Source organism: Prochlorococcus sp. MIT 1323 (assembly GCF_047304905.1).
GTDB lineage: Bacteria > Cyanobacteriota > Cyanobacteriia > PCC-6307 > Cyanobiaceae > Prochlorococcus > Prochlorococcus marinus_D.
Map to the genome: position 1 here is coordinate 357163 of NZ_CP138973.1, position 20336 is coordinate 377498.

Genomic DNA, 20336 nt, shown 5'->3' on the forward strand with positions numbered 1-20336 from the left:
AATCGACATTGCCAAGGCGAAAATCCAAGCGTTTTGAAGCTTGAGCATTGATCAAACAACAGCGTTCTATATATATTTTCGCTAGACCTTGTGCAATCTTCAGCAAAACGACATGGGCATCAAGCTGGCCATCAGTGGAGCCTCTGGCAAAACCGGCTATCGAGTTGCCGAGGAAGCCCTAAAGGAAGGGAATAAGGTGCGCCTGTTGCTTCGTCCAAACTCCCAATTGCCCGACAATTTGAGCCAATGTGATCTACGGCGCTTGTCATTGGCAGATGAAGCTGCCCTCGATGAAGCCCTTGAAGGTTGTGACGCGCTTGTTCTCGCAACAGGTGCCAGACCCTCTGCAGATCTAACCGGCCCTGCGCGGGTGGATGCCTTAGGGGTAAGACAGCAAATCGCCAGTTGCAAAAGGGTTGGCGTCAAAAGGGTTGTTCTGGTTAGTTCGCTTTGTGCCGGACGATGGTTGCATCCACTCAATCTTTTTGGCCTGATCTTGGTTTGGAAACGCCTAGGAGAACAGGCTCTAGAGCAAAGCGGTCTCGATTGGACTGTGATCAGACCGGGTGGCCTGAATGATCGAGAAGAGAACCTAGAGAAAGAAGGGATCCTTTTTACAGGGGCCGATTGTCAGGAAGACGCTAGAATCCCTCGTCGATTAGTAGCGCGATGCTGCATTGAAGCCCTCAAGACTCCATCGTCAATTGGCCGCATCATCGAGGTCACGAGCGACCCTGACCTGAAGAGAATCACAATGCAACAAGCACTCAAAACCATCAATGCTCTGGCGTCATAGTGTCGTCAGATGAGTAGTATCTGGTCATGAACACCAATGCCAGAATTGATGCCTTACAGCTGATGCTTACCGACCTGCGTACTCGTAATGAACCCATTCGTCACAAGGCTGCATTTAGAGGCTGTCAACCTGAGTTTCAATCACTCGTTACTAAGCTGATTGAACAGCTCGAAAGCGAACTTCTTGAGGAGAAACAACGTCAGCGAAACCATAGCAACCATTCGTCTGGTTATTGATACTTGCCATGGTTAAGCTCAGTTGAAGAGCAATTGATCACAACGTTTTGCTTACTAAAATACAATCAATATAGGGTACACAAGAGGGAGACATTTAAAGGAAGTTATTAGCTTCCCTTTTAATGATTCTAATAAGACGACTTAAACGAGTCTCGTGATTTGATCACTTGCCGACCAAGCTGACGGCACTACGAGCTTTGTCGAGAATTTTGCCTTGCAGGGGAACGAAGCCCAACCCGTCAGCTTGCGCCTGAGCCTCATCACTCAACATGTAGTCAAAGGTTGTTTTGAGTGCGTCAAGGTTGCTGCCATTACCAGTTTTGTATGCCAACAACCAGGTGAGAGTGGCAATCGGATAAGCCCCTTTGGCTGTGGGATTTGGATTGGTACCGGCGAGATTGGCGTCTAACTGGATGCCATTGAGGGCAGCAGCTCCAGCATTCACAGTTGGCTTGAGGAATTCGCCAGAGAGATTTTCAAGTGCAGCAGCTTTCACCTTTCCTTTGATGAATGACTGATTCACATAACCGATCGCGCCAGGTGTATTTGTAATCACACCAGCAACACCTGAATTCCCTTTAGCGCCCACCCCTGTTGGCCATTCCACTGATTTCCCGGTTCCCAGGGTCCATTGTTGAGAAAAGGCCTGCATGGAATTGGTAAAAGCCTTGGTGGTGCCAGAGCCATCAGAGCGATGCACCCAAGTGATCTTGCCTGCAGGGCAATTGAGTTGATCCCAATCAGTGATGCTGCCAAGAGCAACTTCAACCGCTTGCTGTTGGGTCAACTTCAGATCGCAGCTGTGGTTGTAGCCAAAGGCGATTGTGCCTCCCACCATGGGGATTTGCACCAAGCCACGCTGAACCTTGTCAATATCCTCCTGCTTCATCGGATCATCCGATGCCGCGAAGCTCACGGTCTGATCAATGAAGGCTTTACGACCAGATCCAGAGCCAACAGCCTGATAGTTGACCTGTGGCCCCCCAGCCGTGGCCAGCTCAGAGAACCAACGGGTATAGATCTTCGCAGGGAAGGTTGCACCAGCTCCGCTTAGACGGCCGGATGACCCTGAGGTGCCGCAAGCCGTGATGCCAACACCGAGAACAACCACAGAAAGGAGCAAAAGGGCCTTCTTTGAGAACGACATGGGGCCCCTGAAGGATTTCATCAACCCATAACTAGATAAGAAAGGCCCTTTGATGGGAAAAAGTCAGCAATTGACTAGGAGATCTTGATGAATCGGTTAGTGGTTAAGGGAGATAAGAACGTTCTACCCAGTAGAACCCTTTTCTTTGCTCTAGGCAAAAACCCAGCAACTGGAACTATCAAAGGGAGATTCCTGCCCCCTTGCTTAGCCAAGCTAGGCTTCGCCTTGATCTACAAAGATCAACAAGGAGTTGGTCTTTCGGTGAATATTTGAATTAATAACAGCTTCTATCCAAAAGAGCTCAATGCCCATTTGATCACCAACAATGGTTGGCGTTGATACCTGCTTCTGATGCGTAGGCTACTTTCAGCTCTCCTTGCTATCACCGTATGCTTTGCAGCTCCTTCTTGGGTGATGGCTGCTGACTCGGCCCATGGCGGACAAGTCTTCTCGTCTACTTGTGCCGCATGCCACGCTGGCGGCGGCAACATCGTAGATCCTGCAAAGACCCTTCAAAAAGCGGCCCTAGAAGCAACCTTAAGCAACTACGGCTCAGGGCATGAAGAAGCAATTGTTGCCCAGGTCACCAACGGTAAAGGCGGCATGCCTTCTTTTGCAGACGTCCTCAGTGCAGCAGATATAGCTGATGTAGCAGCCTATGTTGAAGCCCAAGCCAGCAGTGGTTGGTAGTTATAAAGTCAATCAATCGTTTCAAATCCTTCAATCAAGCTGGTTAATAAACCAGACTTGACTGAAGGATTTTTTTTAGCCCAACTCCAAGCAGGCCAAACCATAAACCTCGTCTAAAGGAATAGATGGTTGTTCTCCGCGATACATGCGCAAAGTTTGAGAAACAGCACTGAAGCCAAGTCGTTTCAGCATGGGCTCTGCCGAAGAGTTTCCTCCAGGTGCGTCCAAGATCACCACACCTGGATGGCGTTGGATCAAACGCTTCAACAACAGCTCCGCGAGTTGCGGACTATCAGCCAATAGCGGCCCAATCCGCCAGCCTTCGCCATCACGTAATAAACAAGGCCGGATCCTGCCAAATCCATGGCAACAATTGTTGCCATCTACCAGGGCCAACACATTACCGGCAGGATGCTGAAGCCAATCGGAAAGGAAGTGAGGGCGGGGGCTGGGTTCACGTATGGCGTCATAAGACTGCACAGCCATCGCGGGAATCGAATCACCCTCAAGCAGTTGCAACCCTTCGCCATTGGAATAGTCATCGTCGTCAATCAGGTTGCCATCACAAATCCTCTGCCAGCGAGTTGTCGGCGATGAAATTGCAAAACCCCATCCGGCATAGTCGTCAATTCGATCGTATGCAGCCTCTAAACCAACGCAAGGAAGATCAACGAGATGCTCGAGAGCATGTTCCCATAGCTCAACTCCATACCCATGACCTCGATGCTCCGGAATGACAAGGAACAATCCGATGAAGCCATAGGAGGCGTTGTAGCGAACTCCAGCAATGCAACCGACAGGCTGATTGCCAAGCCAACCCACCCATAATCCCTGACGGTCGGTATGACGATAAATACTTACATCACCAACACCAGGAGCAAAACCCTCTGCCCTGGCCCATTGCGTAACCATGGCGATGTCATTGCGTTGCAGCGGCCGGATCTTTAGCAGCGAGGCCATAACGGAGCAATTAACGAGATGTTTTTCAGGACCAAGCTGGTTTGGAGATTGATCCAATGATGGGGCGTGATATTTAAAGATTGAGATCCATCAGGATGAGATTTAATCCTGTTCCGAAAGTTGCTGCTGAATCTGCTGGCGATAGATCGCTGGGGCTAGCACGAGAAACAAGCCCCACCATCCGATCACGCCTATAGCGATCAGAACAGTAAACCAAAGCAGATTGGGCCACCACCAGCTGACAGCGACACAAGCAACACCTGTGAGCAGAATGCTCCAGGGTTGACACCACCAGGGTTTTTCATCCCAAAAGCTTGCTGTAGTTGCTTTGCCTTGATCACTACTCATCGCAGTGTCTCTAGTTGGCCAGAAGCATGCATTTTCGATAGTTCATCGTAACCGCCAATCAACTCACCATCGATGAATACCTGAGGGAAAGTATTGAGCTCACTACGCTGATTGAACGCCTTGAAAGAGGCATCATTGTCGATGCTCTTAACGGTGTGCGGAATGGAAAGAGAACCAAGCATCCGCAGAGCTCTGGTCGACCAAGGGCAACCAGGCAGAACAGCAATTTCCACCCTTGGTGTCGGAGAAGGATCAGAAGGCTCTTGTGGGAGAGACTGATCCAATAAACCCACCAACAGATCAGCACCCTTGAGCACAAGGGTTCCTGGTTCAAGATGGCCACCCCATACCTGACAGGCACTATCAGAGAGGCTTAGATGCAGATGCACACTATTGGGAGAAACTGTGCCATTCAGAGTGATGATCTCCAGGTTTCCCTCGAGGACAGTAGGCCCTGACTGACCAGGACACTGAAATGCTGCACGCGAAAGATTGCCAACCACACCAAGAACAAAACCTGAGCTGTTCTGTTCCTGAGCTATTTTCTGAAGGCTTATCAGCAGGTCGCTGCCTGGAGCAAGCTTCAATGGCAGCGATCGCATGGAGTTCTCCTTCGAGAAAGCAGAGATTAAGAAGTCAACAGTAAATAACGGTTCTCAGAGCTGATCGATAGACGACTCGAAGATTGCCATAGAGAGCTTGTGGGCATGAACGGCAAGTTATTGCTGAACTATTGATGCCAAGCTAAGACGTCAAAGTGTCGTCACTGCAGAACCCAATGGCCGAGCTGCAAGAGCGCCAACGATTCTCTCAAGATGCTCCAAGTGCAGCAATGGTGGCCGATTCTGCTCAATCGGAACGCCTCAATGTGACCCTGCCGGTGGGTTTGATGAATCGGCTCAAGCAGCATGCCCTTGCAGAAAGCCGTAGCTGTAGCAGCCTTGCCTCGTTCTTGATTGAAGATGGACTGCGTCGTCATCGTCAGTTAGACGGGTGACGATCAGTTCTACTAAATAGCGAGGATCTTGACTGTTTAGATGCTGACGTAAGTGCAGTATTAGAAGGTTGACTAAATAGTGTTATTGGTTCGTCTTTGCTGCATTGAACAGTTGGAGGGGCGGTTTACTGGATGTTTATAGTCTCAATCTCTATGAAAATAATATTGAGATAAAAGTATCTTTATAGCTTCTGTGGTAATGATTTGTTTTGAATCTTTTAAGTCGATCGTTGATCGTCTTAGTTGTCCAGTGTAAAATAGTTCTAATTAAATACAGTATCTATGGAGAGTCAATGTAGGCAGCTCTTATTAATTTTATAAGTTGATCTGAATGCACCTGCTCTTAAACTCTGTCAACGTGGGGACCTGTCAAGTTGTTATTTTGTCCTTTGTAATGCATCTGACAAGTCAGAAAGGATGTCGTCTAGCCATTGGTGCTTATCCAGCCTTTAGCTATGACGCTAGAGGTGGAGGTGGAGACGGCCTTCTCGGGCCTTTGAATCAAGATGGGCTGAGAAGTCTTCGCTTTGATCCAAAAAACCTGATCATTCCTGCTCTCAGCTGGCGCACAACACAGATACTTGGCTTGCCAATGCCTCCTGGTTTGAACATCAGCATTACAACCCAAAAGCTTGAAGGGTCTTTCGCGCCCGACAGTGGTGAACTATCACTTCAGTTTGAAGCGCAATTCTGTTTCACAGTTGGCAGTTGGCTCACTGCTCCTGATCTGACTGTGAACACATGCCTCAGCAGTGGAAAGGTTGAGAGTCAGCGCCATCATGTACAAGGACAAGCACTTGATGCGGATGGCAATGCCGTACTTGTGGGCGTCGCCATCGTGCCACTCAGTGGAGCCGCATGGCTGGATCATTTTTTGGGACTACCCGATGAAGCGCTAGCAGTGCTGAGGTGTCAGCTGCAAAGCTAAATGTTTGTGAGTATTAGATCAGAGGAGTTATTTCAAAAGCCTGTCACTTATCGCTTTAACTTGATGACTGCGTTCAAGACGAAGGAGTTCAATGTTAATCAAACGTTCCAATGGGCTATCACTGGGCACGACAAATCCATAGGTCTGAAGGGAAAGTCTGAAAGGTGCTAATGTTAGAGATTTGTCTGGATTATTTTTCATATAAAAACTCAAGATAGGTGTGTCTGAGATCACTCCTGAGACTTTATTTCTCTTGATTAGATGAATGGCTTCCTTAAGGGTTGGTACTGGAAACGGCCGTGCACCATATGATCTGGCTAAAGATACACCTGTGGTGCCAGTAACTACACCAATTAATTCACCATCCAAATCCGATGGTTTCATGACCCCAGACAATTGCGTCTGAGATAGCGAGACGGTAAATGCCGAAGCCAATCCTGCAGTAATTGTCGACACTGATACTAGCGAAATTACCATCCAGACCCCTGCTATAGACCTTCCTGCTTTCGTTAAAGGTGCACGGTCTCCGTAACCTACGGTTGTGAGTGTAACCAAGGCAAACCAAATTCCATTCCCTAGACCCTTTATATATTGAGGCGGAAAATGTTCAGGGTTGCGTTTTCGCTCTGCAAGCCAAATCAGATTGCCTACACAGAAAAGTGTAAAGAGCAAGAAAGTGATAGAAGATAAAGCAGCGACACCAAAGAGAGGCTTGATTCTTGCCCACAGTCCGGGTGGCTGTGATGGTACTAAAACACCCTCCTCTGCATAGAAATAAGGTTGCGTGAATTCAATCCCATTTCTTGCTACTCGATCTGGCGTAATGCTGATAGGCCCGATGGCTAAATCAATCTTTCCATCAGCTACCGCCTTGATGTTCGAATCTATGTTGGGATATGGAATGAGAAAGTATTCAAGCTTCTCTGCATTAGCAATTTGACGCCAAACTTCAACACTAATTCCCTCATATACACCAGCTTTCTTGTCCACAAATGGTGGCGAACCACTCACTCCAACCCTCAAAGCCATTGCCTGAAGGGGAGACGGAGTCGCCATGACAATCAAGGCAGCAACGGAGAGCTGTCTCTTTAAATTCATGCCGCCCATCAATCGCCTATACACGAACTGAAAAGCCCATCTCACCTAAGGCTGCCATAGGACTGCGGACGATTCTTATCCACACCACCACGACAAGAAAGGTTGTAAGACCAGTCTGAGCAAGAACTTCAGAGGAGAGACAAGCAACAGCTTATTTCTGTTCAAGGCGACGAACGATCAAAATCATTGCCAGAACGGATCCAACCAGGGCACTAATCAGAAAAAGAGTCATCTAGAAGCTACGAATGCAAAGGTCATCTTAGATTGCGATCAACAGCCCTGAAGAGCGTTTTGCTATTTCCTTTTGTAAGCCTTAAGTGCTTGCAAGTTTTGCAGATGGTTTCCTCACGCAACCATAACCTTTGAATAAGACAGCATCAGACGGCGTAACTAGGTCAAACAGATTGATCGCGTTTTGATGGCATGACAAAGCCAGCCAAGCCAAATTCTTCCCTAAGCAATATTGATGTGGCTAGGAATAGAAAACGGATGCAGCAAAAATACGGCTAACAAGCATTGACTATGAAAAGGCTTGAAAGGGATCAAAACTTAGTACAGAAAGCCCTTTTGGAATCATGAGAAGCTAATAAATTCTGGTAGAGAAGGTTTGAAGCTCGAACGTTTTTGCCTGTTTCATTTTTGAGTAAGAAGCCATTCACTAACGACTTCTTTCATCTAGGGAGTTGACGGGAAGCCATTGATGCAGTGAGCTTTAGCTGAATTTGCTGATGGTGAAGGTAGCCATTTTTTTACTTGCCCCGAACGAAAACAGCTACAACCAAAGCAAAGGCAGCCCCACTTAGAAGTGCTGGTCGCACAGCCTCTTCGCCAAGGCGGCGACGGCGGCCTCAGCGTAGGAGATCTCAGCTATCCAAACGCTTACTTGTGATTGGGTTGCCGCTCACTGTTTTTGCTGGTCTTGTGGCTCTGGCTCCGAAAGCACCCGAACGCTTCAACCCAAGTCAAGTCGTCCCAGAGAGCATTAAGAGACAAGTGAATGCTCCCTTTCGCTATCGACCAAACGATGATGTGTACGCACTCGATTTTGATCCACGTAAAGTGAAGTTCGGCCTTCTTGAAGGCTGGGATAGAGAACAGGACGCTTTCCAGGACTCCTCTTCACTGGCATTTGTCTCTGGTCCGATGTACGAGCGGCATGTCGACATTGGTGGCCAAGAGATCACAGTTCCCCTTGGAGATCTCAAGTTGGGTCAACGCGTCTGGAGAAGTCGTAACCGCGCTGCCTCCATCCAACGCGCCTACATAGGCATTCGCTACAACGGCAGAGTTGACTTCGGTTACGGAGAACTAACAGCCAATCGTGCCTCCACCTACGACACCTTTATCGGTGGACTACACAGCATTTACAACGATCTGGAAGCGCCTCCTCCTCGCTACAAGGGCGCATACAGCATCAGCATGGGCCAGCGGATCCGCTACTACCTTCCTCGCATCAGGATGATCATGGGCCTGCGACAAGACGGGCGTATAGAGGTATTAATGAGCAGAGATGGGTTAACCCTTGAACAGAGCAAGGATTTAGCCCGCAGCCGTGGCCTTGTGGCGGCTTACATGCCAGACCATGCCTCCAAGAGTCGTTTGATCATTCCAGGTGTCAAGGGCTTCACGGAGGATGACGCCAATTGGATCAGCGGTGGTGTCACAAGTTTTGTGCATGTTCCCTATCTCCTGAGGCTCAGTGAACGGCGCTTCCAACTTCAGGGCACCTTGGCAGCTTCTCTCAGCCCCAGGATTGATGGGGCGCAAGACTGCAATGGAGTTAATTGCCAACAATGGCCGGGCGGAAGATTGTTCGACCGCGCCCTAGCTGGACTGAATCGATTGATCGAGCAAGGTGTGGAGCCCATCGCCAGGATGATCTGGGCGCCCAAGCCCGGCACTACCATTCCCAGCGATAGCCAAAGCACTTTTCTGGCTCGTAATAGTGATCGAGCTCCTCTACGGGAACCGCCGATTACGGCAGATCCACTGGTATTACTCGAAACGCCCGAAAAGTTCGATTCACCCTCGAATCTTCAAGATAACGATCCCTTGAGAACGGATCTGGAATGGGGCAACCCCCTGCTTCCACCGGATCTGCCACCACCTTTGTTGCTTCGGGAAGGCGAGGCACTGCCTCCAGCCCAGGAGATCCATCAACGAAGAGACCCGATTCATGACAATCCAGCCGAAATCGAGGCTCCCCCACTGATCGGAGCTCCACCACTACCGCTATTACCTCCACCACCGCCGTCTGCATCAGAGGTAGGACTGATCAATTAACAGTTCAATCAATCGTTTTAATAGCAGGCTCCTAACGATAAGGACTTGCCAATTTGAATCGTGTTCAATTCCCTACGCCTCAAGATTGGCTATTGCATATTCGCGAGCTTCGATAGGCACTAGTCAGACTGCATTGATAAAGCTCGAACAACATCACCCCGGGTAATCACCCCAACAAGTTTGCGCTGATCGTTGATTACAAATAAGCGCTGCGTACTGCGGTCATGAAGCATGGCGGCGGCCCTTGGTAATGGCAGTGCTTCATTGCAGGTATGGGTGTCGCTGCGCATCAAGTCGTTGACGCTAGTACCAAGCACTTGGTGAACTTGCTTATCCCAGTTAAGGGGGTTGCGCAAGTAGATAACACTGTCGAGCAGTAACACATACGGACCAGCATCAACGCCGCTCTCGCGCACCATCAGATCTTGCTCAGTGAGTTCCCCCACAAGCGTGCCATCGTCGTTGACGACTGGCAGGCCACTGATGTGGTGATCAGTCAGCAGTTGAACAGCCTCCTGCAGAGATGTGGCTGGCACGACACTGAGCACAGGCGTTGACATGACATCCTTCACCGTCTGCTGGAGCACCATGAATCACATGCAAGTTCATTCATTCTGAGCCTGTGAGTGCACCATCCCGCCTCGGTTCACCGTCAACACTGAGAAGATCGGCAAATGCTCTAACCGTGGGGAGGTCTGCCGCAGGTCTCCCCCTGGTGTTGTTGCTTCAATTGAGTCAGCCTGCTCTGGCATGGGTGTTGTTGTTGCTGGCAGGGCTTAGCGACGCCGCCGATGGCTGGCTGGCCCGCAGAGCTGGTGGTGGTAGTAGCTGGGGCGCTCGCCTGGACCCACTTGCTGACAAGCTTCTTCTAGCAGCACCAATGATCTGGCTGGCCAGCAACGAGGCCTTGCCTGTTTGGTCGATATGGTTACTGCTGGCCAGGGAACTACTGATTTCCGGTTGGCGTGCTCAAGCCTCATCTGGTGCTCCTGCTTCTTGGGGAGGTAAAGCAAAGACGATCCTTCAATTCCTAAGCATGCTGCTGTTGTTGTGGCCGCCTAGTTGGGGAAGCCACAACTTTTGCCTAAATATGCAGCACCTGGGCTGGTGGTTGTTCTGGCCATCTCTGATCCTGGCGTTTAGCTCTGCGGTGGCATACATCAAACCCCGATCAAGGATTGATCGGCACTGAAATCTGGTTCAGCCGTTGGCTTCAAGGAGTAGTCGTTGCAGTAGCTATCTTCGAGGCCAGTCTCAAGGTCAAAGCGTGGCTGCCAGGCCAATTCCCGCTCCACCCTGGTGATATCGGTAAGGAAATGACTCAGCCTCAGCGGGAAGGCCTTACGAGCTTTGGGATTCAGGCCTGAAGGATCAAAAGAACGAATCTCAACGGCATTTGGATCTTTGCCACAAGCCCTTGCTGCGGCTGCAATCAAGCCCCTGAAGGTGATACCACGCTTGCTGGAACAGTTGTAAATGCGATTCGTTGCTGTCTCCACCTCAAGGGAACGAACCATGGCATCAGCCAGATCAACAACATGCCCCAATTGGGTGATGGTGGTGCCATCTCGTGGCAAAGGAACCGGTCGATTATGGACGATACGATCGAAAAACCAACTTTCAATTGGGTTGTAATTACCAGGACCATAGATATAAGTAGGTCGGAAACTGGTAAAAGGAATTCCTTGCTGAAGCAGCCATGATTCGGTCTGAGCCTTGCCGGCATGACGACTGTTCGGATCGGTTGCACTCTCCTCATTCAGTGGCCACTCTTCGGAATCTGCATAGACGCCAGCGGAACTGACATAGAGGAAACGATGCTTTGGCTCTCCTGTATAGGCCACCACCCTTTGACTGTCTTCAAGCTTGCGCCCTGAGCTGTCGACGATGACATCGAAGCTTCGGCCTTGAAGACGACTCAGCCCCTCAGGAGTGGTTCGATCACCACTGAGATGTTCCACACCATCTGGTAAAGAATGGCGGCCTCGAGTGAACAACGTGAGCGCATGTCCTTGGGCCTGAAGTCGAGTAACCAGAGGCTTGCCGACAAATCGGGTTCCCCCCATGATCAGAATCTTCAAAACAGCTGAATCATCAAACGCGCATATTGAAGCGCGTTCGATCAGCAACTGAAGGCCCTTCGCCCTGCAGGATGGAGGTCAAAGGCAACGTTCTTTGCCAATCATGGAGATCATTCCAGCCATCGACCTACTGGACAGCGTGTGCGTGCGACTTCACCAGGGGGATTACGAGAAGGTGACTCGCTTCAGCGAGGACCCCGTTGCTCAAGCCCTTAGCTGGCAGAAGCAGGGGGCAACTCGCCTACACCTGGTGGATCTCGATGGCGCCAAATCTGGTGAGCCGGTCAACGATTCCTGTGTACGAGCTATTACCTCTGCCCTCAATATTCCTGTCCAGCTCGGTGGTGGTGTGCGCACTCTCGAACGAGCCGAAGAACTCCTCGCCTACGGCCTTGAACAAGTCATCCTTGGCACCGTGGCAATAGAGCAACCCCAGCTAGTGAAACAGCTTGCCCAAAGGAATCCTGGTCGGATTATCGTCGGCATCGATGCCAAAAACGGCAAGGTGGCAACGCGAGGATGGATTAGCCAAAGCGAGGTGAATGCAACAGACTTAGCCGCCGATTTCAATGCTGCCGGTATCGCCGCAATCATCAGCACAGACATTGCAACTGATGGAACCCTTGAAGGGCCGAACCTAGAGTCACTACGTGCAATGGCAAACGCCAGCAGCGTTCCAGTAATCGCCTCCGGAGGCGTGGGTTGCATGGCCGATCTACTTAGTCTGCTGGCTCTTGAACCCTATGGAGTGAGTGGGGTGATTGTGGGAAGAGCTCTTTACGACGGCAAGGTGGATCTAAAAGAAGCAATCCGAGCCATTGGCGATGGCCGACTGCAGGACCCACCAACTAGCAAACCACTGATGGCATGAGGACCTTGGACTATGAATTGACCTTGCTGGAGCCGTAAATTGAATTCATTATCACTTCAGTTGTGACGCACACCGCTCCCAACATCAGCGGCTCAAGTGCTGAGCGGGATGAAGATGGAGTGCAGGGAGCCTTCGAACGCTGCCGGCGGCTTGGGATGCGACTAAGCCGTCAGCGGCGCATGGTGCTGGATCTCCTCTGGAGCGAAGCCACTCATCTCAGTGCTCGCGATATCTTTCAAAAGCTCAACACCTGTGGACGGTCCATTGGTCACACATCCGTCTATCAGAACCTGGAGGCACTTCAATCAGCAGGACTGATCGAATGTCTCGATCGAGCCAATGGTCGCCTATACAGCTACCGAAGCGATCCTCATAGCCACCTCACTTGCATAGAGACCGGCAACATCACAGACCTTGATATAGAACTCCCTGAGGATTTGCTCGATCAAATCGAGGCCAAAACTGGTTACTGCATTCACTCCTACACCCTTCAACTCAGCGGTCGGCCAGCATGTAATAACCAGAACTAAAAACATCAAGATCTCAACGGACTGGAGGATTTGCCTAACGCTCGTTACCTTGATGGCATAAGCCTTGTGCCGTGGTGAATTTGGCGGACAGCACATCCACTCAGATCCTGTTGCTGGCTCCCGATCTGCTCGGTGAATCCTTAGCGTTGCAGCTCAGCAGTGCAAACCCAAACCTGGATGTCATTCTGCGGACGGACCAGCTGAGCCGTCATCCAGTCCTAGTGATCTTGTCGGTGGAGAGTCTCGAAACTCTCAGCACATTGCAACTGGAACTCAAAAGACTTCAGGAGCATTGGCAACCTGCGCCAGTAATGCTGATCCTTCCGGCCCAGCTTCGTTTCAATGCAAACGAGTTGTTGAGCCTCGATTGTCCAGGCCTACTTCAAGACCCCGATCTGGCCACATTGCAGGCTGCCATCACCACTCTTTGTGGCGGTGGCAGAGTTGTGAGACTCAATGCTGCCCCCGTTTCCCAAGACAGCATTCCCCAAGCAACGATGGGGCTTGGTCAGTGGCTGTTGGTGAGTGGTCTCCAGCAGATCGACAACGATCTGAGGTTGATCGAAGCATTCCTCAACCCACCGCCCAAAAATGAACTGTTTCGTCTTTTGATGGAAGGGCGCCAGCGGGAACTCCGTAGTGCAAGAGATTTTTTGTCATGGATTTGGGGCCCGCTGCAAGTGGGTCTCCGCAACCCTTTCCCCCCAAATCGGCCATCCCAAAAGGCACGCATCAATTTCGATTTCGATGCTTCAAGACAGATCTCAGCAGAAGCTGCAGGAACGGTTATCTGCCTCACTGAACGGAACGCAGTGGCGGTATGGGGAGCGATCCGTCAGCGGCTTAGCGATTCCGTAGAAAGAGGGCTCAGAAATTCAACAGGCAGTCTGCTAGCGCTTGAAAGCCTCAATCCTGAGCGACGTCGTGATCTACTCCTTGCCCTTTTGAACCAATTGGATCAAGTGATGAAAAGGCTGCGTCAAGCCAACAGTACCGAGACCCCACTCAATGACTCCTGGCTGACGCTCGAATCTGAACTACGTGAACAAGCCCTGCGATCCATGGCAGGTAATTACGTCAGACTTCCTCGAGGTGGTGAACTCAAACCAGTGGCAGATCAATTGCTTGCCACTGCCGATCTCAAGGGAATTGATCAAGAACTTCCAGATCCTCAGAGAATGCTGGCTCCATTGCTGCTCGACAGACCCGTGCTTGTTGAGGGGCAGCTGCTGCCGGCAGATGCCCCTCGTGCCTTACTGCAACTCGAAATGTTGGTGGGTAACTGGCTCGTACGAACCGCTGAAATAATCAGTGCCGAAGTTCTCGGAACCTGTGGTGAGTGGCCCGAACTACGCCGATTCCTACTTAACCAGCACTTGATCTCCACAAGAGAACTCGAGCGATTGCGTAATCAACTCAATAGTCAGGCCCGTTGGCAAAACTTGATTCAAAGACCAATCCAGCTCTACGAAAGTAAACGACTCCTCTACAGGTTGCGAGACGGCATTATCGAGCCATTACTGCTCACCGAACCTCGTGATGAAGAACTCAGCCAGCTTGGTTGGTGGCAGCAGCAAGTTGCTCTATTGCTCGAAGCCCGCGATGCTCTTGCACCCTCAATGCAATCCCTGATCAAACGCATTGGTGATCTCATGGTGGTCGTGCTTACTCAGGTATTAGGCCGTGCTATTGGTCTGATTGGACGAGGAATCGCGCAGGGAATGGGACGCAGCCTGAGAGGTGGCTAACTCCCACACTTTCGAGGCAATTAAGCGCCAAAATGAGCATTAAACATCTCCGTGTACTGCCCATGACCCATCTGCTCAAAGCACTCATGAGCTTGGGTCTGGCCATTCTTCTGATGGTGCCTCCTGTCCAAGCCATCCGAGATGACGATGCCTACGACGGCAACATCTTCCCGATCTATGCGGGCGATGGTTCATTGGGTTACGGGCAAGGAACAAATCTTCCCGAAGCCCTTAGGGAGAAGCGTACAAGTGTGATCGTGTTTTATCTCGATGACAGCGCCGTCAGCAAGGCTTTCTCGCCTGTGGTGTCAACAATTAACTTGATATGGAGAGATTCCATTGATCTGATCCCATTGACCACAGACGAGTTTCAAGGACGAATAAGCAACGATCCCCAAGAAGAGTCTTATTACTGGCATGGACGCATCCCTCAAGTGGTGGTGATCGATGGTCAAGGTGAGGTGATACTCGATCAAGAAGGCCAAGTTTCACTTGATGAAATCAATGATGCAATCAGTACTGCTACAGGCCTAAGTAAACCAATTGATTCACTAAAAATAGACAGCTTCAATGAGTACAACAGCTTCATGGTGAAAGAATAAGGCGCTAAAGCACTGCTATCAGCATCAACCACCCTTTACGCTGCGCGCCAGGTCCCCCGGTCTAGTAAGCCGGCTGCTCCAATGACTTGCCTGCTTGAGCTGCTTCTAGTGCTGGGTCTTGGTGTGTTTTGGCTCGAACTGAGGCATCGTCTGAGGCCCGCCTCCCCTCTGAGCCTCAAGGCGCTCGACTTCAAGGTCAAGCAAACCAACTCTGATCTTGATGTAGAAATCTGGCTGGAGATCAGCAACCCCCATCCGAGCATGGAAGTGATGGTGCCTGAGTTGCAAATTAACCCTGTTCTTCTTGGCAAAGCCGATCTAAGTGAAGTCAAGTTGAGCACAAAGATCACCCCACATCATCCAGATGAAAAGGCTCGCGATGATGGTTACTGGGCGGCCTACATTGTCAAAGGCCACAAAAGCACGAGGGTGCAGGTGAACCTGTGCCTGCAGAACAGCAAAAGCAGCGATTTGAAAACCAGTGCTGACAGCATTTGGGTAGATGTGAATTGGGTGAACTACGGCCCCTTTGGTCGGCTGAAGCGTCGTCAAGGTGTCCTGGTGCCACTCCATAAGCCTGAACCTCTCCAACCCTCTGAAGTCAGCTTCCAAGCTGGCGATTGCTGCGAGGTGTTGCCTCTGAAAACCCATTTGCTTGGCACCCTCGATAACACCGTTGAGATCTTGCGTGACTATGCCAAGCCGCATCTACGCCCCGGAGATGTCCTCACGATCGGGGAAACCCCGGTGGCGATCATGCAAGGGCGCTATCACCACCCCAGCACAGTCAACCCTGGATGGCTCGCCCGATTCCTTTGCCGAGCCTTTCATCCCACAAGCAGTCTTGCTACTGCTTGTGGGCTACAGAGCTTAATTAATCTGGTAGGGCCAACCAGAGTGCTACTGGCATGGATCGTTGGCCTAATTCTGAAAACGCTAGGTATCAAAGGAGGCTTCTATCGACTTGCTGGCGAACAGGCACGTCTAATTGATGACATCACAGGAACCACTCCTCCATACGATCAAATGATCGTGCTTGGGCCCCTCGCGCCAACAAAGCTCTGCAGAAAAGCAGCCACTGAGTTGGGAGTTGGCGTTGCCATCGTTGATGTCAATGATCTGGGCCGGGTCAAGGTCCTGGCCTCTAGTGATGGGTGCGATGAAACCCTTCTCAAGAAAGCTCTGCGTCCGAACCCAGCCGGTAATGCCAATGAACGCACGCCTTTGGTCTTGGTCCGACCCAATTGACCACACTGGAAGACACGGTCAAGCTGGATAAGATTCAAATCAAGGCATTGGTCGAGGCGTGATCGAGGCATCCAGCAGCACCCTTCAGGTGATGTCCCTCAGAGCGAGCCACTTCCCCATGCTTAATGCCAGCGATCACGCTGGTCGGATGCACTGGCTAGAGACCATGCTTTGGCGCGGTTGGCTGGCAAGAGCTGAACAACAACTTCCAAGCTTGCTGCCAACTAGGCAGCCAAGTTGCCTAGTTGCTCTTGAGCAGAAAAATCTGGTCGGCCTCGTTGTGATTAGGCCCTACAACCGACGTGGTACCTGCTGGTCAGTGACCTCACCGGAGCTAATAACGTCGCCGCGGCACTGCAGCAACCAAAGCGTGAGCCGTGACCTTTTAAAAAATGCCATCCAGCAAGGCAGTAAGCGGGCACAGAGCTGGCTCTTGCGCTGCCCCGCCAATGACACCGATCAGCTGGCACTAGCCAGAGCGCTTGGCTTTCAACCTCTCAAGCTCTTCCAGTGTTGGACACCACCCTCACTGATGGCCCAGTCGATACCAACTTGGCCTGTTGAGCTCAGCTGGCAACAGCTGAGCCGTCGAACAGCCTCCTTGCTTTGGCCACTGGAAAAAGCCGGAGGCTCTGGCCATCTCCGTCAGATCGTCGATCGACAATGGATCGACCTACTTGACCAAAACCAAACGGGCAGTGGCGTGTTGCTTACCCAGGGCGGCGCAACGATTACGGCCATCGCAGGTCTGGTAAGCCATCCTGGAACAAACTCAGAGACAGTGCTTGAACTTATTCGTGATGTCGGCTGGGACCCTCGACTGTCCCAAGCTCTGCCAAAAGTTCTGGCTGACCTTACGAGCATCTCCAAAACATTCCGACTGATCACCACCAGCGAAGACGAGCCGCTCAATACTCTTCTCGAACAACTGAGATGGAAGCGTGCGGGAGAAGAGTTGCTGCTTGGTCGCAGTCTTTGGCGTCGCCAGGTAAGCAATAAGTTGCTTCTTGGAGCTCGACCACTGCAATCGATGCTGGGGCGACTGCAACCACAGCAACCACCCCTCCCTACTCCAAGCCTGGGCCGACGTTAATGATGGCAACAAAACCCAGACCCAAATCCATTCTTAGTCTGGATTTGGGGAAAAGACGCATCGGCCTAGCAGGCTGCGATCCATTTGGCATCACGGTGAGTCCTCTACCACCGCTGCATAGAAAAAGCTTCGACCGAGACCTAAAAGCATTGCAGCGGCACTGTACTAGTCGCAAAGTTGAAGGTCTGGTCGTGGGTTTGCCGCTCGATGCCAAAGGTCTGCCCACAGATCAAGCACGACACTATGAGCGTTATGGACAACGCTTGGCGAGAGCTCTCAAGCTGCCTCTCGCTTTGGTCAATGAACACAGCAGTAGTTGGGCTGCTGCTGAACGCTACAACTTGCAAGGCGATCGCAGTGGCCAGCTTGATAGCGCTGCGGCAGCACTTCTGCTCGAGCAGTGGTTGAGAGAAGGTCCCGAACTGAAACCGGTCCACGTGGCGGCCCATCCAGTGAGCCAGGTGAACAGCGATAGTGGATCCTGAGCAAATCAACCTCAGCTCCAATGACTGCCCCGGGTCCAAACATCAATGGCGAGGTGCCAACGGTCCTAGTAAGAGATGATGAAGGGCGGGATCTGCTCTGTTTTCTCGAGCAACTCATTCCACTTGATGACAAGGATTACGCCCTACTCACACCGGTCGACACCCCGGTCTCCCTCTTCCGCCTCATCGAAGGCAACGATCCTGAACTGATCGAAACGATTGCCAGCAGTGAACCAATCCTTTCAGTAGCAGATGTCGTGCTGCAAGAACACGACCTCACTCTTGTTCGCTCAGCCGTAACACTCACTGTGAACGGTGAACTGGACGAACCCGATCCAGAGGAATTGGAAGATGAGGAAACCGATGACGACTCCGAGACATACGAATTGCTCGTTAGTTTTATGGTCCAAGAGCAGGAGTATGGCCTTTATATCCCTCTGGATCCATTCTTCGTTGTGGCTCGCATGACCGACGGTCAAGCAAAGCTTGTCGAAGGAGAGGAATTCGATCAAATCCAGCCACGTATTGAAGTCGAGCTCGAAGATAGGGAGCTGTAGATCTGATGAGCCAACATTGGCTTCAGCCAAACTGGGAACCCGGCTTGACCCTTCCTCATCTGCCGATCCAGCACTTTCTGGATCAGGGCCTGCAGGCCCTGATCCTTGACGTTGATCGCACCTTGCTGCCCGGGCGTGAGATTGAACTACCGCTATCCGTTACAAGCTGGGTTAAGGAAGCCCAACGCCATCTATTACTTCACCTCTTCAGCAACAATCCCTCTCGAAAACGTATCGGTTCGGTAGCTGAGCAACTAGATCTCACCTTCACCTGCAGTGCAGCGAAACCTCGCAGAGCCCGTCTGCGAAAGGTACTCAATCAGCTCCAGTGCAAACCTACAGAGATCGCCATTGTGGGAGATCGAATCTTCACTGACGTGCTAGCAGGAAACCGTCTTGATCTCTATACCGTTCTAGTTCGACCACTACGCGCCGATGGCTACCCCTGCAACAACAACCGAGTTCAGCGTCTTGAGCAAAAACTTGCAGCATGGCTAGGGGCCCCACAGACATGAGTCTGTGGGTGGTGAAGGTGGGAACCAGCCTGCTGAGAGGCAATGAGAAGCGATCCACCGCCGAAGTGATTGAGAGCTACAGCGCCTGCCTTTCAGCAAGCCTCAAGCGGGGGGATCATGTTGTCCTCGTAACAAGTGGCGCCGTAGGTCTGGGTTGCAATCGTCTAGGGCTAAGCCAACGGCCGGTCGATGTGGTGGCTCTCCAAGCGACGGCGGCTATCGGTCAAGGACAACTCATGGCTCTCTATGAGGCTGCCATGAGCCGAAGGGGCCACACCGTGGCTCAGGTATTGCTCACCCGCTCAGATCTTGGCTCGAGGCACCGATACCGCAATGCTTCAAGCACCTTGAAGCAATTGCTCGACTGGGGCGTGCTGCCGGTGGTGAATGAGAACGACGCCCTCTCTCCGGAAGAATTGCGTTACGGCGACAACGACACCCTTTCAGCTCTCGTTGCAACCGCAGTGGAGGCTGATCAGCTAATCATGCTCACCGACGTGGATCGCCTTTATTCCTCAGACCCCCGCATTAATGCCTCTGCCGAACCGATCTCAGATGTTTACCATCCCCATGAACTGACTGCCTTGGAAGTCGCGGCAGGGGAGGGAGGTCCCTGGGGCACTGGGGGTATGACTACAAAACTTGCGGCAGCTCGCATCGCTACCGCAAGTGGCATCACCGTTCTTCTTGCTGATGGCCGCGATCCTCAAGTGCTTGATGGGTTGCTGCAAGGAAGACGGAGCGGCACTGTGTTTCATCCTCACCCTCAACCTCTCGGCAATCGCAAGAGCTGGCTGGCTCATGCCTTGAAGCCCTTAGGGACCCTTCAGCTGGATGAAGGCGCCTGCGATGCCCTTCAACACCGTGGCGCCTCCCTACTCTTGGTGGGGGTTAAAGAGGTGGAAGGAAACTTTGAAGCCAACCAGCCGGTAAGACTAATTAATCCAGAAGGTAACGAGCTCGCTCGAGGCTTGTGTTCCTTGAGTAGCAAAGAACTGCGCGAGGCCATTGAGACCCAAATGAGCACGAATCGTTCACCGGTCGTGGTGCATAGGGACGTGTTGGTTCTCCGCAACGCGTGACTTGAGTGAACATCAACAACACATCACGCCTACGATCCGCC

24 protein-coding genes are annotated in these 20336 nt (G+C 51.4%); 17 read left to right on the plus strand and 7 right to left on the minus strand.

Features of this window, described 5'->3' with window-relative positions:
* Nucleotides 1-112: 112 nt before the first annotated feature.
* Both SIB68_RS01675 and SIB68_RS01680 read left to right on the plus strand, forming a co-directional pair.
* On the plus strand, nucleotides 113-796 hold the full coding sequence (locus tag SIB68_RS01675) for an SDR family oxidoreductase (protein WP_063399407.1): 684 nt from the start codon (nucleotides 113-115) through the stop codon (nucleotides 794-796).
* A gap of 26 nt (nucleotides 797-822) precedes the next feature.
* On the plus strand, nucleotides 823-1032 hold the full coding sequence (locus SIB68_RS01680; RefSeq protein WP_063399408.1) for a hypothetical protein: 210 nt from the start codon (nucleotides 823-825) through the stop codon (nucleotides 1030-1032).
* A 163-nt stretch (nucleotides 1033-1195) separates the two neighbouring features.
* Here SIB68_RS01680 and pstS read toward each other — a convergent pair whose 3' ends face one another.
* A complete protein-coding gene (pstS, locus tag SIB68_RS01685; protein ID WP_413681882.1) occupies nucleotides 1196-2179 on the minus strand; it encodes a phosphate ABC transporter substrate-binding protein PstS in 984 nt (327 codons plus the stop codon).
* Nucleotides 2180-2530: 351 nt separating this feature from the next.
* Between pstS and SIB68_RS01690 the strand changes: the two genes are divergently transcribed.
* Nucleotides 2531-2869 (plus strand): c-type cytochrome, encoded by a 339-nt coding sequence (locus SIB68_RS01690; RefSeq protein ID WP_011129888.1) that lies wholly within the window; start codon nucleotides 2531-2533, stop codon nucleotides 2867-2869.
* Between the two features lie 75 nt (nucleotides 2870-2944).
* Here SIB68_RS01690 and SIB68_RS01695 read toward each other — a convergent pair whose 3' ends face one another.
* The 3 genes from SIB68_RS01695 to SIB68_RS01705 all read right to left on the minus strand — a co-directional run bounded on the left by SIB68_RS01695 (nucleotide 2945) and on the right by SIB68_RS01705 (nucleotide 4779).
* The gene (locus SIB68_RS01695) at nucleotides 2945-3829 is read right to left on the minus strand and encodes a GNAT family N-acetyltransferase (RefSeq protein WP_063400670.1); all 885 of its coding nucleotides are present in this window, start codon (nucleotides 3827-3829) and stop codon (nucleotides 2945-2947) included.
* A gap of 102 nt (nucleotides 3830-3931) precedes the next feature.
* Nucleotides 3932-4177 carry a DUF6737 family protein gene (locus tag SIB68_RS01700; RefSeq protein WP_011129890.1) on the minus strand — a complete coding sequence of 82 codons (246 nt, stop codon included), beginning with the start codon at nucleotides 4175-4177 and terminating at the stop codon, nucleotides 3932-3934.
* Nucleotides 4174-4779 carry a PCC domain-containing protein gene (locus SIB68_RS01705; protein ID WP_063400346.1) on the minus strand — a complete coding sequence of 202 codons (606 nt, stop codon included), beginning with the start codon at nucleotides 4777-4779 and terminating at the stop codon, nucleotides 4174-4176. Before SIB68_RS01705 ends, SIB68_RS01700 begins: the two co-directional genes overlap by 4 nt.
* A 176-nt stretch (nucleotides 4780-4955) precedes the next feature.
* On the opposite strand from SIB68_RS01705, the gene SIB68_RS01710 reads away from it, so the two are divergent.
* Together SIB68_RS01710 and SIB68_RS01715 are read left to right on the plus strand one after the other, a co-directional pair.
* The gene (locus SIB68_RS01710) at nucleotides 4956-5174 is read left to right on the plus strand and encodes a ribbon-helix-helix domain-containing protein (protein WP_236068946.1); all 219 of its coding nucleotides are present in this window, start codon (nucleotides 4956-4958) and stop codon (nucleotides 5172-5174) included.
* Between the two features lie 394 nt (nucleotides 5175-5568).
* Complete coding sequence (locus SIB68_RS01715) at nucleotides 5569-6102, plus strand: hypothetical protein (protein ID WP_063400348.1); 534 nt, start codon at nucleotides 5569-5571, stop codon at nucleotides 6100-6102.
* A gap of 27 nt (nucleotides 6103-6129) precedes the next feature.
* On the opposite strand, the gene SIB68_RS01720 is transcribed toward SIB68_RS01715, so the two are convergent.
* Complete coding sequence (locus tag SIB68_RS01720; RefSeq protein WP_081215509.1) at nucleotides 6130-7209, minus strand: transporter substrate-binding domain-containing protein; 1080 nt, start codon at nucleotides 7207-7209, stop codon at nucleotides 6130-6132.
* Nucleotides 7210-7953: 744 nt separating this feature from the next.
* On the opposite strand from SIB68_RS01720, the gene SIB68_RS01725 reads away from it, so the two are divergent.
* Nucleotides 7954-9483, plus strand: coding sequence for a hypothetical protein (locus SIB68_RS01725; protein WP_063400349.1), 1530 nt, complete (start codon nucleotides 7954-7956; stop codon nucleotides 9481-9483).
* Nucleotides 9484-9602: 119 nt separating this feature from the next.
* Here the strand turns inward: SIB68_RS01725 and SIB68_RS01730 are convergent, their stop codons facing one another.
* Complete coding sequence (locus SIB68_RS01730; protein WP_063400350.1) at nucleotides 9603-10073, minus strand: CBS domain-containing protein; 471 nt, start codon at nucleotides 10071-10073, stop codon at nucleotides 9603-9605.
* A 32-nt stretch (nucleotides 10074-10105) separates the two neighbouring features.
* Between SIB68_RS01730 and SIB68_RS01735 the strand changes: the two genes are divergently transcribed.
* Entirely contained in the window at nucleotides 10106-10675 is a 570-nt protein-coding gene (locus tag SIB68_RS01735) for a CDP-alcohol phosphatidyltransferase family protein (protein WP_063400351.1), read from the plus strand.
* Here the strand turns inward: SIB68_RS01735 and SIB68_RS01740 are convergent.
* Nucleotides 10644-11549: an NAD-dependent epimerase/dehydratase family protein gene (locus tag SIB68_RS01740; RefSeq protein WP_196757121.1), complete on the minus strand. Its 906-nt coding sequence runs from the start codon at nucleotides 11547-11549 to the stop codon at nucleotides 10644-10646. The genes SIB68_RS01735 and SIB68_RS01740 overlap by 32 nt on opposite strands.
* A gap of 118 nt (nucleotides 11550-11667) precedes the next feature.
* Between SIB68_RS01740 and hisA the strand changes: the two genes are divergently transcribed.
* The 10 genes from hisA to proB all read left to right on the plus strand — a co-directional run bounded on the left by hisA (nucleotide 11668) and on the right by proB (nucleotide 20295).
* The gene (hisA, locus tag SIB68_RS01745) at nucleotides 11668-12435 is read left to right on the plus strand and encodes a 1-(5-phosphoribosyl)-5-[(5-phosphoribosylamino)methylideneamino]imidazole-4-carboxamide isomerase (RefSeq protein ID WP_063400352.1); all 768 of its coding nucleotides are present in this window, start codon (nucleotides 11668-11670) and stop codon (nucleotides 12433-12435) included.
* Between the two features lie 155 nt (nucleotides 12436-12590).
* Entirely contained in the window at nucleotides 12591-12965 is a 375-nt protein-coding gene (locus tag SIB68_RS01750; protein WP_236069036.1) for a Fur family transcriptional regulator, read from the plus strand.
* A gap of 71 nt (nucleotides 12966-13036) precedes the next feature.
* Nucleotides 13037-14713 (plus strand): DUF3685 domain-containing protein, encoded by a 1677-nt coding sequence (locus tag SIB68_RS01755; RefSeq protein ID WP_063400353.1) that lies wholly within the window; start codon nucleotides 13037-13039, stop codon nucleotides 14711-14713.
* 32 nt (nucleotides 14714-14745) lie between these two features.
* Entirely contained in the window at nucleotides 14746-15315 is a 570-nt protein-coding gene (locus tag SIB68_RS01760) for a thylakoid membrane photosystem I accumulation factor (protein WP_063400354.1), read from the plus strand.
* Between the two features lie 81 nt (nucleotides 15316-15396).
* Nucleotides 15397-16563, plus strand: coding sequence for a hypothetical protein (locus SIB68_RS01765; RefSeq protein WP_063400355.1), 1167 nt, complete (start codon nucleotides 15397-15399; stop codon nucleotides 16561-16563).
* 58 nt (nucleotides 16564-16621) lie between these two features.
* Entirely contained in the window at nucleotides 16622-17656 is a 1035-nt protein-coding gene (locus SIB68_RS01770; RefSeq protein WP_236068949.1) for a hypothetical protein, read from the plus strand.
* A complete protein-coding gene (gene ruvX, locus SIB68_RS01775; protein ID WP_063400356.1) occupies nucleotides 17656-18141 on the plus strand; it encodes a Holliday junction resolvase RuvX in 486 nt (161 codons plus the stop codon). Before SIB68_RS01770 ends, ruvX begins: the two co-directional genes overlap by 1 nt.
* Before the next feature lie 20 nt (nucleotides 18142-18161).
* Nucleotides 18162-18698, plus strand: a complete 537-nt coding sequence (locus tag SIB68_RS01780; RefSeq protein WP_011826367.1) for a DUF3727 domain-containing protein — start codon at nucleotides 18162-18164, stop codon at nucleotides 18696-18698.
* 5 nt (nucleotides 18699-18703) lie between these two features.
* Nucleotides 18704-19213: a YqeG family HAD IIIA-type phosphatase gene (locus SIB68_RS01785; RefSeq protein ID WP_063400357.1), complete on the plus strand. Its 510-nt coding sequence runs from the start codon at nucleotides 18704-18706 to the stop codon at nucleotides 19211-19213.
* Nucleotides 19210-20295 (plus strand): glutamate 5-kinase, encoded by a 1086-nt coding sequence (proB, locus tag SIB68_RS01790; protein ID WP_063400358.1) that lies wholly within the window; start codon nucleotides 19210-19212, stop codon nucleotides 20293-20295. Before SIB68_RS01785 ends, proB begins: the two co-directional genes overlap by 4 nt.
* Nucleotides 20296-20336: the final 41 nt, after the last annotated feature.